This is a genomic window from Pseudoalteromonas sp. S8-8, assembly GCF_000497875.1.
In the GTDB taxonomy this organism is placed as follows: domain Bacteria; phylum Pseudomonadota; class Gammaproteobacteria; order Enterobacterales; family Alteromonadaceae; genus Pseudoalteromonas; species Pseudoalteromonas arctica.
In genome coordinates, this window is sequence record NZ_AUTR01000043.1 from 24,546 (window position 1) to 40,953 (window position 16,408).

General features: G+C 39.0%; 11 protein-coding genes. 1 reads left to right on the forward strand and 10 read right to left on the reverse strand.

Annotation, left to right across the window (positions count from 1 at the left end):
* Positions 1-12: 12 nt before the first annotated feature.
* Entirely contained in the window at positions 13-225 is a 213-nt protein-coding gene (locus tag L659_RS0114715) for a hypothetical protein (protein WP_007583226.1), read from the reverse strand.
* A gap of 100 nt (positions 226-325) precedes the next feature.
* On the opposite strand from L659_RS0114715, the gene L659_RS0114720 reads away from it, so the two are divergent.
* On the forward strand, positions 326-1,135 hold the full coding sequence (locus tag L659_RS0114720; RefSeq protein ID WP_007583228.1) for an ion transporter: 810 nt from the start codon (positions 326-328) through the stop codon (positions 1,133-1,135).
* Between the two features lie 87 nt (positions 1,136-1,222).
* Here the strand turns inward: L659_RS0114720 and L659_RS0114725 are convergent, their stop codons facing one another.
* From L659_RS0114725 to L659_RS0114765, 9 genes are all read right to left on the reverse strand, one after another.
* Positions 1,223-2,347: a DUF748 domain-containing protein gene (locus L659_RS0114725; protein WP_024591035.1), complete on the reverse strand. Its 1,125-nt coding sequence runs from the start codon at positions 2,345-2,347 to the stop codon at positions 1,223-1,225.
* Positions 2,348-2,698: 351 nt separating this feature from the next.
* On the reverse strand, positions 2,699-4,588 hold the full coding sequence (locus tag L659_RS0114730) for a putative bifunctional diguanylate cyclase/phosphodiesterase (RefSeq protein WP_231388446.1): 1,890 nt from the start codon (positions 4,586-4,588) through the stop codon (positions 2,699-2,701).
* Between the two features lie 338 nt (positions 4,589-4,926).
* Positions 4,927-6,066, reverse strand: a complete 1,140-nt coding sequence (gene asd, locus L659_RS0114735) for an aspartate-semialdehyde dehydrogenase (RefSeq protein WP_024591037.1) — start codon at positions 6,064-6,066, stop codon at positions 4,927-4,929.
* A gap of 220 nt (positions 6,067-6,286) precedes the next feature.
* Entirely contained in the window at positions 6,287-8,989 is a 2,703-nt protein-coding gene (locus tag L659_RS0114740) for a TonB-dependent receptor domain-containing protein (protein WP_024591038.1), read from the reverse strand.
* Positions 8,990-9,053: 64 nt separating this feature from the next.
* Positions 9,054-13,142: a hypothetical protein gene (locus tag L659_RS0114745; protein ID WP_024591039.1), complete on the reverse strand. Its 4,089-nt coding sequence runs from the start codon at positions 13,140-13,142 to the stop codon at positions 9,054-9,056.
* A 284-nt stretch (positions 13,143-13,426) separates the two neighbouring features.
* Entirely contained in the window at positions 13,427-14,755 is a 1,329-nt protein-coding gene (locus L659_RS0114750) for a tetratricopeptide repeat protein (protein ID WP_024591040.1), read from the reverse strand.
* A 45-nt stretch (positions 14,756-14,800) separates the two neighbouring features.
* Positions 14,801-15,406: an energy transducer TonB gene (locus L659_RS0114755; protein WP_024591041.1), complete on the reverse strand. Its 606-nt coding sequence runs from the start codon at positions 15,404-15,406 to the stop codon at positions 14,801-14,803.
* Positions 15,407-15,415: 9 nt separating this feature from the next.
* Positions 15,416-15,826 carry an ExbD/TolR family protein gene (locus L659_RS0114760; protein ID WP_024591042.1) on the reverse strand — a complete coding sequence of 137 codons (411 nt, stop codon included), beginning with the start codon at positions 15,824-15,826 and terminating at the stop codon, positions 15,416-15,418.
* A gap of 54 nt (positions 15,827-15,880) precedes the next feature.
* Positions 15,881-16,408, reverse strand: a complete 528-nt coding sequence (locus tag L659_RS0114765; RefSeq protein ID WP_024591043.1) for a MotA/TolQ/ExbB proton channel family protein — start codon at positions 16,406-16,408, stop codon at positions 15,881-15,883.

Sequence of the window (16,408 nt, forward strand, 5' to 3'; positions counted from 1 at the left end):
TATAAAGGTTACTTATTTAGTTTCTGCTTGTTGCTGTTTTTTAAACTCTTCGTAGTTAGAGTCTTGTTTATCTAGGCATTCGTAATATTCTTTGTCGGCTTTATAGTTACATTCATCAAGGCGCGCCGATTGAACTTCATGAAAACGCGCGTCAGAGCTACAACCAGCTAAAACACATAATCCAACAATAAGTAATGCGCTACTTTTTAGTTTATTGATAAACATTAAATTTCCTTACACTTTCTATATCGAAAAAGCGTTAAATTATTACAATATTATTGTATATTAGCGCCATAAAATCTTAATCTCCAAAGGATCTATTTCTATGATGTCGCAGTTACAAAAGTTGTTTCAGCGTATAGACAAAAGCAAGATATTTCAATCATTTGTTATAGCTGTAATTATTGTTTCTGCCCTGACAGTCGGTGCGCACACTTACTCACTACATCCTACCGTAGAGCTTGCTCTAAATTGGATGGACGTTGGCATTACCGCATTCTTTTTAATTGAACTAGTAATCCGCTTTATTGCAAGTAAAGGCATAAAACACTTTTTTTCTAAAGGATGGAATATATTCGACACCATCATAGTATTGGGCAGTTTATATCCTGCTGCTGGCTCTACTATGTTAATTGCTCGTCTACTTCGCATATTTAGAGTACTGCGATTGGTATCGATGATCCCTGAGCTGCGCTTATTAGTTAACTCATTACTTAAAGCCATTCCACAAATGGGTTATATAGCCCTATTAATGTTTGTTATTTTTTATATATACGCTGCAATGGGCAGCATGATGTTTGCTGAAATAAACCCCGTACTTTGGCAAGACGTATCAATCTCAATGCTTACCTTGTTTAGGGTGGCGACGTTTGAAGATTGGACCGACATAATGTACGAAACAATGGCGGTGTACGAACTAAGCTGGATTTATTACCTTACGTTTATATTTTTAACCGCATTTGTATTTTTAAATATGATGGTAGGTGCCATTTTAGAAGTTATGAGTGAGGAGCACCGCAAAGCGCGAGAAGAGCTCGCAGACGACAGCTCATTACCTGCAACGCAAGGGCAAGTAAACGAACTACAATCCCAAATTGCTGAGCTTAAAGAGCTATTGAGTAACCGCAAAAACTAATCTGATAAGAGTACTAAAGCACCCACTTAAAGTTTAAAAAGTGGGTGCAATTTAAAGATCTAATTGAAATAGAATTACCAAAGAGCTTTAATTTTCCTCGTTATCAGGTTTTTCATCCGTATCTTCAAAAGAAATAACGTTATCTACTTTCATTTTAAACGCATCAAAAAATGCGTTTTCTAATACCGAAATCACAGCTTGAAAAGTCGAAACATCCGTATTATCTAGTTGTCCCTCTATAGGAATACGTGCAGCAACAAGTTTTGACTCATCGTTTTCGAGTATAGAGCCCAGTAAATCAACACTGCCTTCAAATATGGCCGTACATATGCCGTCGTCATCTTTTTCTATATCTTCGCGCCACGAGAACACACTCAAGTTTTGAACGCCCGCTTTTACATAACCATTTAAGTTATTGTCTTTAGCTACAAGTTCCATAGCGCCATCAATGCCACCCGCTTCAATATCAAAAGGCGTGTATACCTTAAATACAGTGTCTAAATTTTTAACAGAGAAACGCTGTACCTCTGCGTTAAAATCAAAATTGGCTTGTTTGCTAAAGGGATCTAATTTGCCATCAAGCTTTAATCCGGCCTCCCCCATTAATGCACCTTCTACGCTTAGAGTAGTCACTAGTGTTTTTGATAGGTTTTGCGCGTTGGTTATATTTTCAATTCGAGCGTTGATATTTGATATAAAAGTGGGTTTTTCACCACTATTCGTTGAGTTAACTAAAGTTAATTTGCCTTGCTCAATTGTTAAGGTATCAATAGAGAACAGTACTAAATTATTGGCGAGCCCTACCCAAGTAGTTTCGTCTTTTACTTGTTTATTTTGCTCAGAGGCATTGGGGTCTTTATCATAAATAACTATTTTAGGACGCGTGAATGCCATATTTGTTACTAAATTACCCTTTAAAAGGGCTGACCACGCGAGTGAAAAATCGAGAGTTTGAATACTCAGCAAAGGCTTAGGAGCTGAAGTTGCATCAACAGCGTAAATTTCAACGTCGTCAATCGCGTAGGCACCGCGATATAAAAACAAATCTACATCACCAACATGCCCCGTAACACCTTGCGTATGTTTTAGCTGATAATTTACGTACTGCTGAAGCGCATAAGGTGCGGCTATTCTGGCAATAATAATGACTAATAAAATAACCGCTAATGAGTTAAACCATTTGCTTTGAAATACATTAGAAACCGAGCTCATTGTAATTTCCTTTACCTAATACTTTCAAATGAGCATTTTAAACATGTAAGAATTACGCAAAATTGTAATAACACTACGTAGATCGCATTTAAAATACATCGTTGGTAGCCTCATTGTAGCTAAACAGGCTAATCTACTTATTAAAAGCAAAGGTTATACCACTTTAAGAGTGAACGATGAATATGAAGATTCAAAAGTACGAGTAGGGAAATATTCTAAGGTAGTAAAATGCAATATAGATTTTAAGTTTTTCTGAAAAAATGATGTAAATCCAGTATTTAAAATAAGACATTGCTGTAAAATGTAATTTATACAGCAATGCTTAATTGAATATAAAGCGAGTGTATCCCTTTAATTTATAAGTGAAAATGCTTGATCAAATCTAACTGGTTTACTGAATATAAAACCTTGATACTTATCAATTTGTAAGCTTTGTAATAACGTTAACTGAGCTGTATTTTCTACGCCCTCCGCTATTACTTGGCAACCAATCATATGCGACATGTTAGTTACCGCAGATACAATACTTTTATCTTTTGAGCACTCACAAATATTATCAATATAAGATTTGTCTATTTTAATGTAATCAACTGACAGCTCTTTTAAAACCGATATAGAAGAAAACCCAGTACCAAAATCATCAATAGAGATACGCACACCGGTATTTTTTATGGCCGTAATCACTTTTGACAAATACGGTAAATTTTTAATCATCACTGTTTCTGTTATTTCTAAATGCACATTGTATGGTTTAACAGCATATCTATTTAGAAGAGCAACTAAAAAATCTAAAAAATTATGGTTTTCTAGTTGCAACACCGACACATTAATCGACAATCCAATCTTACTATTCACAGCGTTTAACTTACTTAAACTCGCAATGGCTTGCTCTAGTACAAATTCACCTAATATATTAATTTTTCCATATCGCTCTGCAATATCTATAAATTCTGAAGGGGGAATAAATTCATCATTAAACTGCCAACGAAGTAGTACTTCAAACGTGGTTATTTCATTTGTACTTATATCAACAATAGGTTGATAACACAGATGAAAGTCACCTTTTTCTACGCACTCTTTAATTGAGCTACGAAGTACTTCTTCTCTTTTAAGCGATTCATGCATTCGCTCGTCAAATACCGATATTTCATTACGGCTTTTCTTACCTTCATACATAGCAACATCAGCATATTTAATCGCGTCTTCAAGGTTAAAATTTTCACGCGTAAAATACAGCCCAACTTTAAAAGAAGGGTTTACTTGATAGCTATCCATGCTTACTGTTTTCGTTAAAGTTTTAACTAATCTAAAAACACAGTCAAAAAGTTCGTCTTCGGTGTTACTACGAGAATAAAAAATAAACTCATCCCCTCCCCAACGACAAGCAATAAAATCGCCTTGAGTTTGCGTTTCAACTAATCGTTTACCTGTTTGGGCCAGCACAAAGTCACCAAAATCGTGACCGTATTTATCGTTGATGATTTTAAAGTCATCCATATCTAAAAATAAAACGGCTTTAATATCATCATTTTGATTGGCTAAATCAAGTTCGACATTAGAAACAAAGCTCCCTCTATTAAACAATTTAGTTAAATTGTCTTTTTGCTCTAAAAGGATTATTTGTTCGGTACGAAGTTGCACTTCGTTTTCTAAGTTTTCAATAAATTGATCTAACTTAAGTTCATTATTAATTGATGACTTTACATCTTTGGCAGAACGTACAGCAGTAACAAAACACAAAATAAACCATAAAACGAGCCCTAAAATACCTAGTACATTCTCATCTTCAATAGGCTGTAAAAGTAATAAGATACTAAAAGGAACCAGTAAACAGGTTATATACGACAAGGAGGAACGAATATCAGAAGCTAAAACATTTACACCGCCACCAGCAAGGGAGCTAAAAACAACGAGTGATACAAACTTCTCCTGCATTTGCATATTTTCATAAAATAAAATGGGGAAAGCAGCCCATGTTAAAGCCGTTAATAATAAACCTATAAAATACAGATGATATTTAAAAGCATGGGTGTTGTTAACAAATACATGGCTGGCTATTCGAAGTAATGAAATAAATGATAATGTAAAAAGCCAGTAAAGTTTTTCTTGCGAGGCGCTGTGGTTAATACTGCTAAAAATAAGAAAACAAGAAACAACCGTGTTTATAGCAATTGCAGAACTAAAATAGGAGCTAACAAATGCTAATCGCTTATTGGCAAAGTTATTTATGTGAGAGGTCATTAATGTTACTTGAATAGGCTGTTGCACAATGTAAACAGTTTACTTAAGTTCAATAATAAACAACAGTGAACATTCATAAAAAAGTATTGTTTAAGCCTCTTAAGCGGTTTTATAAGCCATTAAACTAAAAAGGGCTGGCAAATTGCCAACCCCTTTTGTTAATACTGATTATATATTATACCAATTCGCTTAATTAAGTGATCTATTTTGAGAGGAGAAAATCGTGTCGATAACAAGGCAAAAATTTCGTTATTTAGTTGTTCTATATCAGAAATATTTAACGTAGTTAGCGTCAGATTTAACCCCTCAAATTGATTAAGTATTATTGCGAATTGGTATTACTCACCATTAACAATTATGCGTAGCATACGACGAAGTGGCTCTGCCGCTCCCCACAAAAGCTGATCGCCTACTGTAAATGCGCTGATGTATTTTGGCCCCATCGCTAATTTACGAATACGGCCAACAGGAATGCTTAAAGTGCCTGTTACTTTAACGGGTGTTAAGTCTGTTGCGCTAATTTCACGCTCGTTAGGAATAATCTTAACCCACTCGTTATGAGACGCTAAAATTTCTTCAATTTTTTCTACGCTAATATCTTCACGTAATTTAATGGTCATCGCTTGTGAGTGACAACGCATAGCGCCAATACGTACACATAAACCATCAATTGGCACTGGTTGCTTAGAAGAACCTAAAATTTTGTTCGCTTCAACCTGTGCTTTCCATTCTTCTTTAGACTGACCGCTTGGCATAGGTACGTCAATCCACGGGATTAAACTGCCCGCTAATGGCACACCAAACTGGTCTTGTGGTAAGTCATTTGACGCCATTGTTTCGCTTACTATTTTATCAATTTCTAAAATAGCAGAGCTTGGGTTATCTAGTTTATCTGCAACACTTGCATGAATAGCGCCCATTTGTGCAATAAGCTCTTTCATATTTCGTGCACCAGCGCCCGAAGCCGCTTGGTAAGTCATTGGGCTTACCCACTCAATTAGGTCTTGCTCAAATAAACCACCTAATGCAAGTAGCATCAGCGATACAGTACAGTTACCGCCCACAAAGGTTTTAACGCCTTGCGCTAAGCCTTGTTCAATAACATCTTTGTTTACGGGATCCAGCACTATAATGCTGTCCTCACTCATACGCAGTGCTGAAGCTGCATCAATCCAGTAACCATCCCAACCCAACTCTCGAAGTTTTGGATATACCGCATTGGTGTAATCGCCGCCTTGGCAAGTAACAATAATATCCATTTTAGCAAGTTCGCTAATGTCACTTGCATCTAGTAATGGTTTTGCGTCGCCTGCTATATCTGGGCCTAGTTGACCCGCTTGTGAGGTGGTGAAAAAGGTGGTGTCGATATGGGCAAAATCACTTTGCTGCTGCATACGTTCTAATAACACAGAGCCAACCATGCCACGCCAACCGACTAATCCTACTTTTTTCATTGTTTGTTCCACTGTTTGATTCATAAAAGATGCCTTAATACATTAAAAATTAAATTCATTGCGTGAGATTTAATTTTCATTAACGCTAAACTAACACTCGTAGACGGCTAAAACTAGCGAATAAAACAGAACTTAAATATTTTTCATACTGAGCATAAACACAAAAAAGCTCTGTATTAAAATACAGAGCTAATAGATAGTGAAGTTTATTATTTCATTCCTTGAGTTTTATTTTAAATAAAGCTTAAAACTCATAGCTATAACTTAAACTAAACTCAGTGCCGGTGTCTTGTCCCCAAAGGGTAAGACCTTCTTGTTCAATTTCTTTTTCTTGGCCAAGCATATTCTTAACCTTAAAATTAACTTTAGAGTTAAAGTTAGGGAAGTAAGAATAAACTAAATCAACTGAGTGAAACGACTTTTCTTCGGCATCTTCATTACCACGTGTACCAGGTACAATTATACGAGGGCCAAACACATTATAAATTAGTGAAGTAGAATGAAATCCATCATCCGAGTCATAGCCCATTTGTAAGTTTGCAACCCACTCAGAATGACCAACTAAACGACGCTCATTGTTAGTTACAATATTCGATACTGTATCGGCCTCAAGGGCTTCTTTAAGCTGTGTTTCAAACAGTGAGTCAACACCGTCTGAATCATTAATCCCCAAATTAACACTTGAGTCAGATAGCGTAACGTTGCCTGACAAGAATGCTGAAGACCAATCTTTATTTATAAAGCCAAAGTCAGTTAAAAAATCAACTTCAATACCCGACAATTTACCCGACTGAGCATTTGCTGTTAATAACTGTGGAGATGCACCACCTACGCCCGCAAGCTCAACCATTTCAATTGGGTTTTCAATGTCTTTATAAAACAATGCAACAGAAAGGTTATTACCTGATGGCATATACCATTCAAACCTAAAATCTACATTTTTTAAATTAGAACTTTGTAAACTAGGTGATCCTCTCACCAGAAACTCAGTTAACGGGTCAACAAAGAAAGAAGAGCTTACATCACGTAGATCAGGGCGAATGGTTGTTTCACTTAAATTTAAGCGAAATTGCATTTCTTCATCCATGATGTACGTAACAGCTAAAGAAGGAAAAAAGTTATCTTCATTAATAGCTACATCTTGGATTTCTTGTAACGTATTTTCAAAGAAATTAGTATGCGCTTCATAACCGACTGATACTTGAGAAAAATCTTCCCATCGAACGCCACCAGTAAAACGCCAAGTGTTTTGATAGAAGTAATCCGCCATAAAATAATAAGCATCTAATTTATGCGCTGCACTGTACTTATCACCATCAGTGGTGCCGTCATCAAAAATACCTGAGCCGGTTACACTTGCATAAAAAGCGTCATTCGCCGTGTTTTCATCAGCAAAAATATCGCTTACGTTAGAGCCGAACGAGTACTCATCGCTTATACCACGGTGCGTAATGCCAAACTTCACATTACTTGCATCACGTTTTTTCTCTGAAAAATCGCCGCCTATTTTTAACTCAAGCTCATAGCCGTCACCATAAAAAGGCATACCCATATTCCAACCAAATGTTTCAACATCGTCGTGTAATACTTGATACTCACGGGTGATATTTGTTGCAGCTACATCTTGCAGTTGTTCAGATTCAAGCACGCCATCAACTAAGTTTTGCTGATAAACAACATCTAAACCACCTGGTGCATTACGGTTTGCTCGACTTAAACCGCCATACCAATCAAAAAATAAATTATTTAGCTCTGGAAAGTTGTGCGTCCCCTTAAGCTGAGTCGAAAACATTTCGCGCTCTTCGTACGTAATATCTACTCGGCGTAATTCGGTGACACCTTCTTCGGTTTCATTTGCATCAAAGTAATCGCGGTTACGTACGCGGTCACTCATGTCATGAAGTGCAATATTAGTAAGCTCAAACTTATGGTTTGAGCTTAACTCATATCCTAAATTTAATGTGCCGCTCCAACGTACATTTTGCTCAGTCGATGTACCATCGTAATACTGGGCAAAACATTTGTCTTCACAGCCTAAGCTACCAAGGCTTGAGCCGCTTTGCTCTTGAACTACTTCCCACTCGTTATCGTAAGATACGGCTGCAAGCACACCAAAAGTACCGACCTCACTTTCAAATCTATCACCTAAGGCAATAGAGAAGTTCATAGCAGGGTCAACATCCTTTTCTGAAATACCTACATCCCAATCAAGCGATTGAATCAGGTTTTTACGCTCAGCTAACGTAGTGTTTATATTGCCCTCAAGACCAGCATCACTGGTAAGCGCAGTAGTAAACACATCCGATAATGCTCGCGAACCATCATCTCGACCCATCCAGTCATCATCACCGCCACTGTAAAAGTAACCGGTATCGCTATTAGAAGTATTGTACGATGTACCCACTTGTACTTTTAATAAAAAGTCAGAAGGAATTGATTTAGTGCGAATATTTACATTACCTCCACCAAAATGCGCTGGCATATCCGGTGAAAATGACTTTTGTACACTCAAGCTTTCAATAATTTCAGATGGAAATAAATCCAAAGGAACCACTGAGCGAGTAGGATCAGGACTTGGTACATACATGCTATTTAGCTGAGTACTAGAATAGCGTTCACCTAAACCACGCACATAAATAAATTTGCCATCGACTAACGTTAAACCAGTAACACGACGAAGTGCAGAGGCGGCATCGCCATCACCAGTACGTGATATTTGGTCTGCACCCATAATATCAGCAACAAACGCTTGGTTTTGACGTTCTTGCAGTACAGCACCCGCACTGCCCTTTAATCGTTGCCCTACAGCAACAACTTCTTCTATTTCTTGCTCTTCTACTTGCTGCTCAGCAGCCGTGGCTGTATTTACTGATAAACCAAGTAACGCAGCCATTACAGCGTAGTTTAATTTTGATAAAGCAAGTGTAGAGGGTTTAAAAGATTTCATTTTTATACTCCGAAACAAAACAAGACATTAGCCGAGCTTTCGCTCGGCTATAATGTGGTGTGGGTTAAAGGCCTACTTTTACCCAACCTGCTGTCCAGTCTGTTTGTGCATCCATCGCACCAATGTAATCTACAGAATCAAAGTAACTATCTAAGCTTGATGAATCAAAGCCATTACCAAGTAATAACGACTCAGCAGTTGGCATATAGCCATTATCTGCAAGCCCAAGGTCAGCGGCTACTTGAACTGAATTGCCTGTTTGTCCTAAGAACCAAGATTCAACATTCCCTGTACCAATTGCTTGCGTACCAAAGTTGTTAGCGGTTTCACACGCAACGATTGAGTGAGTAACAGTTAATGTACCGTCCTCTGCTCGCGGCGCTGAATCAGAGCCTACTCGTAAACAGTTTGAATAGTCTGCACCACCTGTAACCACTACGTTTTTAAGCATACCCGCAGTACCTGCACGTAAGCGGATACCATTTACACCCACATTACCAATAATTGTTACATTAGAGATAGTTGGCATTGTTAGTGGCGTTGCACTTGAATCAAACTCAGAGTTATCAGCTTCAATTGCATTGTCGCCCTCAGAGTCTGATTGTTTAATCAGTACATATTGCGCTTTACCCGTCCAACCGAACGACCAATCAAGTGAATCATCGCCTATGCTTGTTAAAACAAGGTGACTAATATTTGCAGTACCACCAAAAAATTCAACACCATCGTCTAGATTTTCATGAACGTGAATGTAATCTAGTTCAGTCTGACGACCAACACCCGCAAGTGTAATACCGTTAAGTTCATCGCCATTACCGAGCGTTTTACCCGCTTGCTTAACTGCAACATACTTTAGCGTACCTGAATTATCTTCAGGGTCATTACCACCGAACTGGCCTGCATCGCCTTCTGCAGATACACCACAACTGGCAAGTTCTTCTGCTGTTGCTTCACCTTGTTGGTCGCCACATGAGTTAGCAGGTGCATTACCCAATAATACTAAACCGCCCCATTGACCAATCGTAGTTTCGCCGCCCGTCATATCCTGGATTGACGTCATAGTAATTGGTTGATTTACACTGCCTACCGCTTCAATTTTAGAACCACGGCGAACAACTAAGAAGTCATCACCCGACTCACCAATTAACGTTGTACCAAACTGAACATAAAGTGTAGTGTTGTCAGCGCGGTCATTACCAACGGCTGTACGTCCTTTTAAAATCCAATGCGCATCGTTAGTCAGTGTTACATCAGATGTAAATACAACATCAGAGGTTAATTGATATACAGGTTTGTCTGTAATTGTAGGGAAGCTAGCAGAAACATCTGTTGCAAGTCCTTGTGCTAATGCATTAGCAATATCGTCAGGAAAGCTTGGTGTAATAGCAACTGTCCAACCATCCATCCAATTATTATCGCCATCGAATGCGCCGATGTAATCTGTTTTGGTAAAGAACGAGTCAAGCTCAGATGAATCCCCACCAGCACCTAATAAAGGTGAACCCGATTTTGGTGTAAAGCCGTCTGTCGCTAAATTAAGTGCTGAAGCTGTAAGCGTTAAGTTACCCGTTTGACCTTCAAACCAAGACTGCACATTGCCACTACCAATTGCTTGTGAACCAAAGTTATTATCTTCATTACATGCAACAGCTGAGTTTTCGATAGACAACTCACCCGATTCTGCATTAGCAGCAGAGTCTGAGCCTACACGTAAACAGTTTGAGTAACCTTCAGGTCCCGTTATAACAACATTTCGTAGAACGCCCGCTGTCCCTGCACGTAAACGAACACCGTTAGTACCATCAGCACCTACAATTGTTACGTTAGAAATTAGTGGTTTAGTCAATGGTGTCGCATTTGAATCGAATTCTGAGTTATCAGCTTCTATTGCGTTATCACCCTCAACTGAACTTTGTTGAATATAGATATTTTGTGCACGACCCGACCAACCAAATGACCAATCGAATGCATCGTCGCCAATATCAGTTAGTACAATGTTACGAACATTAACTGTGCCACCAAAAAACTCAACACCATCATCTAGGTTTTGGTGAATTTGAATGTATTCAACTTTCGTTTGTGAACCAACACCTGCAAATGAGATACCGTTAAGTTCATCGCCATTACCCAGCGTTTTACCTGCATGTTTAACAACAATATAACGAAGAACACCTGAGTTATCATCGATAATATCACCACCAAACTGACCAGCGTCACCCTCAGCTGATACACCACAGTTAGCTAATTCTTCAGCTGTCGTTTCACCGGTTTGATCGCCACACGAGTTAGCGGGTGCATTACCTAATAATACTAAGCCGCCCCATTGACCAATCGTTGTTTCAGCGCCTGTTACATCTTGAATAGATGTCATAGTGATTGGCGCAGTTGCATTACCATTGGCATTAATTTGTGAACCACGACGTACAACTAAAAAGTCATCACCTGTTTCACCAATTAGCGTTGTACCCGCTTGAACATATAATATAGTTGCATCTGCACGGTCATTACCAACTGCAGTACGACCATTTAAAATCCAATGTGCATCGTTAGTAAGCGTTACATCTGCTGTGAACGTTGTATCTTCAGTTAAACGGTATACTGGTTTATCTGTAATTGCTGGAAATTCACTAGAAACATCTGATGCTAAGCCTTGTGCAAGCGCGTTATCAATATCAGTAGGGAAGCCGCCATTAATACCGACAGTCCAACCTTCCATCCAGTTAGTTGATCCATCAAAAGCACCAATTTGACCATTTGCGATAAGCGGTGAACCAGCAAGTGGCGTGTAACCGTCATCAGCAAGCATAAGCTCTGCAGGCGTAAGTACTTGGTTACCATCTTGTCCTTCAAACCAAGATTGTACGTCGCCACCGTTAATTACTTCACTACCAAAATTATTTGCCGTTGTTTGACACGCCACAATAGAGTTTACAATCGTTAGTGTGCCATCTTCAGCGCGAGGAACTGAATCAGACCCTACACGTAAACAGTTTTCGTAAGTAGCAGGACCCGTTACAAATACATTTTTAAGAGCGCCCGCAGTACCAGCGCGTAGACGAATACCATTATTACCTTCTGCACCGACGATTGTAACGTTAGATATAGTAGGCAGTGTTAATGGCGTGGCGCTTGAATCAAACTCAGAGTTATCAGCTTCAATAGCGTTATCGCCTACGTTAGCGGCTTGTTGAATGTAAACATTAGTAGCCGAACCCGTCCAACCAAAAGACCAATCAAGTGAATCATCACCAATGTTAGTCAGCACTACATTACTTACATTAACCGTACCACCAAAAAACTCGATACCATCATCAAGGTTTTCATGAACCTGGATATAATTAACCGTAGTTGCAGAGCCTACACCGGCAAACGTAATACCATTTAACTCATCACCATTACCAAGCGTTTTACCTGCTTGCTTAACAAGTACATATTTTAGAGTACCTGAATTATCATCACTGATATTTCCACCGAACTGACCTGCATCACCTTCAGCTGACACGCCACAATTAGCAAGTTCATCAGCTGTTGCTTCACCTTGTTGGTCTCCACATGAGTTTGCAGGTGCATTACCAAGTAATACCAAACCACCCCATTGGCCAATTGCTGTCTCGCTACCCGTAACATCTTGAATTGATGTCATCGTAATTGGCTGGCTTGCAGTGCCGACTGATTCAATTTGGGAACCACGACGCACAACTAAAAAGTCATCACCTGATTCACCAATAATCGTTGTACCTTGCTGAATATAAAGCGTTGTACTATCTGCGCGGTCATTACCCACAGCAGTACGACCATTCACAATCCAATGTGCATCATTAGTTAGTGAAACATCAGCAATCAATGTTGTATCAGCACTTAAGCGATACACTGGTTTATCTGTTATTGCTGGAAATTCACTTGAGACATCCGTTGCTAAGCCTTGAACAAGTGCATTGTCGATATCAGCAGGGAAACCCGTAGTTCCATTTTGAGAATCATCACGCGATGATGTTTCATCTACTGTACCACTGCCACCTTCAACAACATTAGTAACTGTGTCGCCTTCATTTATTGTTGTGTCGCCTTCAGATACTACTAAGTCACCACCACAACCCGCTAAAGATACTGCAGTTGCAATCAAACTAACTTTAAATAAGTCAGATAATTTCATTGTTCACTCCGTTAAAGTATTTAATTATTTTGTTAAGTGCTTTAAATAAACTCAAGTCACCTTAAAACATTAAGTAATGCTTTAAGGTCACTTGAGTTATCAGCAGCGCCTACCTTACGGTAGCTATATGACATTACAGTTACACTTTAATAAACATAAGATGACAAAGTTATTTACATAAAATTCAAGTGGTTAATTTATTAAAAACATAAAAAAACCACACTAAAAATAGTGTGGTTTGGATTTGCGATTATGAAATTATATTTAAACGTTATTACTAAAGCTTAAAGCAGTGCCGTTCTTAATGTTTCTGCATGCACTTTTTCGCGCTTTACATATTTAATCCATTGCTGCGCTAAACGCTGTGATTTTTTATGTTTTTCGGCTTGTTCAAACGCTAAAATTGAGGCATCAAAATTTTGTAAGTTGTACTGAGCCATACCCAAGGCTACAAATGCATTTGATTCAAAATCAAGTGAGCCTTTATTAAGTGCTTTACGCGCTGCGTCGGCCGCTTCTTCATATTGCTCAGTATTAACATATACTTCAGCTAATCGTTGATCATACTTACCACTGGGTGATAAATCGGCTGCTTTCACAAAGTATTTTATTGATTTTTCGTCTTCTTTTGCTTGAATCATCGCCTCAGCTACAAAGGCATAGTTTTTAGCGTTTTGCTCTGCAATCCCTTTTTCAATCGCATCGCTCATAACGTCTGCGGCTTTAAATGCTAAGCCGTTATATAAATACACTTGCGCTAATTGACGTAAATCAGACTTAGAGGTTAAAAATCCTTGCTGATAAGCCGCTTCAATTACCGCCAACTGCTGCTTTTCTTGCCCTGTTTCACCATACATACCCGATAACTGTACCCAATACTCAGGCTTGTTATAAAGCTTTACCATGCGCTCAAGTACTTCAACAACTTTGTCAGTTTGATTAAGTGAGTAATACATTGCACGCTGTAGTACTAACCAGTTTTCCTTAGGGATTTTGCCTTCGCTGTCGCTTAAAGCAATTACTTGAGATATGTACTCAAGCCCTTTTTTATAATCCTTTAACTGATAGTATGTTTGAGCCCTTAACAAGTAATAGCCTTCTGTTTTAGGCTTAGTGTTAATACTGTCCCAGTCATCTAAAAATGCGATAACTTTAGTGTAATCACTATTAGCCATAGCTAATTGCGCCAAACTAAACGTAGTGCTTAAACGAAGCGACTCAGGAATGGCTTCCTCTGCTACGACCTTTTCAAACGAAGCTATCGCTTTTGGTAAATAGTTTTCGTTGTAATAAATAAACCCATAAAAATTATGCATCATCGCAATTTCGTACGAGTTCATGCTCGAAGCTCGCTCTTGAATGCTATCAAGCGCTTCAAGGCCTGCTTTAACATCGCCATCATCAGCGAGTTTTTGTGCACGTGCGAGTTGGCTGTAGACCTTTTCGCGAAGCGCTGGTACACGTTTTGTTTTTTGCTCTTGCTCTGCATATGCCGTAGCTACATTTAACCCTGGTATTAGGCTTAGGGCACTTGGTGCAACAATACTTGTACTGATCGCAGCAGTACAAAATAGTGTTAATTTTAAAAATTTAGCTATAGGTAGTAATTTCATAATCGCCTCGCATTTCTGTCCGTTTACTCGTGGTTAATTACTAAATTAACCGCTAATTTGGAAAGATATTTTGTTCTGAACACCCGCAACTTCAACGGCTTCACCATTTACTACGCGCGGTTTATATTTAAATTTAAGGGCTGCATCCATCGCCGCTCTATCAAAGAGAGACTCAGGCTCTGCTTTAATCACTTGTGGGTCTCGCACCGTACCTTGCTTAGTTACTGTAAATTCAACAATAACGTAGCCTTCAATGCCACGTGATAATGCGCGACGAGGATAAACAGGCGCCACTTTAACAATAGGTAAATACTCACCATCACTTGTTTCAAGCGCTAAACCACCGGCTAAATTTACATCTGCATCCACATTGGCGCCAAAGTCGAAGTTATTAGCGTTCGCAGTCGCGTCGCTATTTTGCATTTGCGGCGATTCCATTGGCGGAGGTGGCTCTTTAGGCGTTGGTGGTTTTTGTGGTTTGCGTTCTTTTTTTTGCACGCTTTCTTCTTTTTTAAGCCTTACAAAATCAAGAACATTACCCTTGGCGGGTTCACTCATTACACCTTCGCCACCAGTAATAAGTGCCTGCATGCCTAAAAACAACATAAAGGTCACTACACCGGCTATTACTAATGCTACTAAATAACGCATTGCCTGCCCTTATGCTTCTTGAGCCGCAATCGACACATCAAACACACCTGCTGCGCGTGCTGCATCCATTACTTTTATTAAAGTATCGGTTGTTGATTTTTTGTCAGCTTGAATAACAACACTACCTTGCGGGTTTTCAGCTTTTAAACGCTCAATATTGGCTTGCACTGCACGTATATCAATTTGACGTTTGTTAATCCAAATTTCACCCGTGTCAGAAATCGCCACTAATATGTTTGCACGTTCTTTTTTAACAGCTGTTGCTGCTTCAGGGCGGTTTACGTCAATACCCGATTCTTTTACAAACGAGGCTGTAACAATAAAGAAAATAAGCATGATAAATACAACATCTAACATAGGTGTCATGTTTATTTCTTCAGCTTCGTCTTCTTGCATTAAATTACCTAAAGGGGCTCTCATTTTTTATTCTCCTAGGATGAACGGCTTTAAATGGGCCGCTTATCAAAATTTTGCTTAATGGTCTAAAACCATGCTGTCTTGTAGTAGCTCTACTTCTCGCTTAGCTTTGCGTTGTAAATACGTTGATGCAAATACACCCGATAACGCACCTACCATACCCGCCATTGTTGGAATAGTTGCTTTAGATACACCCGATGCCATTGAGCGCGCACTGCCTGTGCCTGTAATTGCCATCACATCAAATACTTCAATCATTCCTGTTACTGTGCCCAATAAGCCAAGTAACGGGCATAACGCAACCATTACGTTAATAAGCGGTAAATTAGTATTTAGGCGCATACTTGCACGCGAGATCATCGCTTGACGAATTTGCTCTGCATTCCAGCTGTTACGCTCACAGCGAGAACTCCATGTGCTTTTAGCGTCTTTTTTATAACCACGAAAACCATTAAAAAAATAAATAAATCGCTCGAGTATCAATAACCACATCGCGAAGATTAACACCCCAATGACCAAGAGAACTTGGCCACCAGTGTCGAGAAAATCACGGATAGCATTGATTGAGTCAATCAATAGCACCAT

Excerpts from the sequence above, each read along its gene's own strand:
- L659_RS0114715 (WP_007583226.1), bottom strand. The coding sequence starts at position 225 with ATGTTTATCAATAAACTAAAAAGTAGCGCATTACTTATTGTTGGATTA.
- L659_RS0114720 (WP_007583228.1), top strand. The coding sequence starts at position 326 with ATGATGTCGCAGTTACAAAAGTTGTTTCAGCGTATAGACAAAAGCAAG.
- L659_RS0114725 (WP_024591035.1), bottom strand. The coding sequence starts at position 2,347 with ATGAGCTCGGTTTCTAATGTATTTCAAAGCAAATGGTTTAACTCATTA.
- L659_RS0114730 (WP_231388446.1), bottom strand. The coding sequence starts at position 4,588 with ATGACCTCTCACATAAATAACTTTGCCAATAAGCGATTAGCATTTGTT.
- asd (WP_024591037.1), bottom strand. The coding sequence starts at position 6,066 with ATGAATCAAACAGTGGAACAAACAATGAAAAAAGTAGGATTAGTCGGT.
- L659_RS0114740 (WP_024591038.1), bottom strand. The coding sequence starts at position 8,989 with ATGAAATCTTTTAAACCCTCTACACTTGCTTTATCAAAATTAAACTAC.
- L659_RS0114745 (WP_024591039.1), bottom strand. The coding sequence starts at position 13,142 with ATGAAATTATCTGACTTATTTAAAGTTAGTTTGATTGCAACTGCAGTA.
- L659_RS0114750 (WP_024591040.1), bottom strand. The coding sequence starts at position 14,755 with ATGAAATTACTACCTATAGCTAAATTTTTAAAATTAACACTATTTTGT.
- L659_RS0114755 (WP_024591041.1), bottom strand. The coding sequence starts at position 15,406 with ATGCGTTATTTAGTAGCATTAGTAATAGCCGGTGTAGTGACCTTTATG.
- L659_RS0114760 (WP_024591042.1), bottom strand. The coding sequence starts at position 15,826 with ATGAGAGCCCCTTTAGGTAATTTAATGCAAGAAGACGAAGCTGAAGAA.
- L659_RS0114765 (WP_024591043.1), bottom strand. The coding sequence starts at position 16,408 with ATGGTGCTATTGATTGACTCAATCAATGCTATCCGTGATTTTCTCGAC.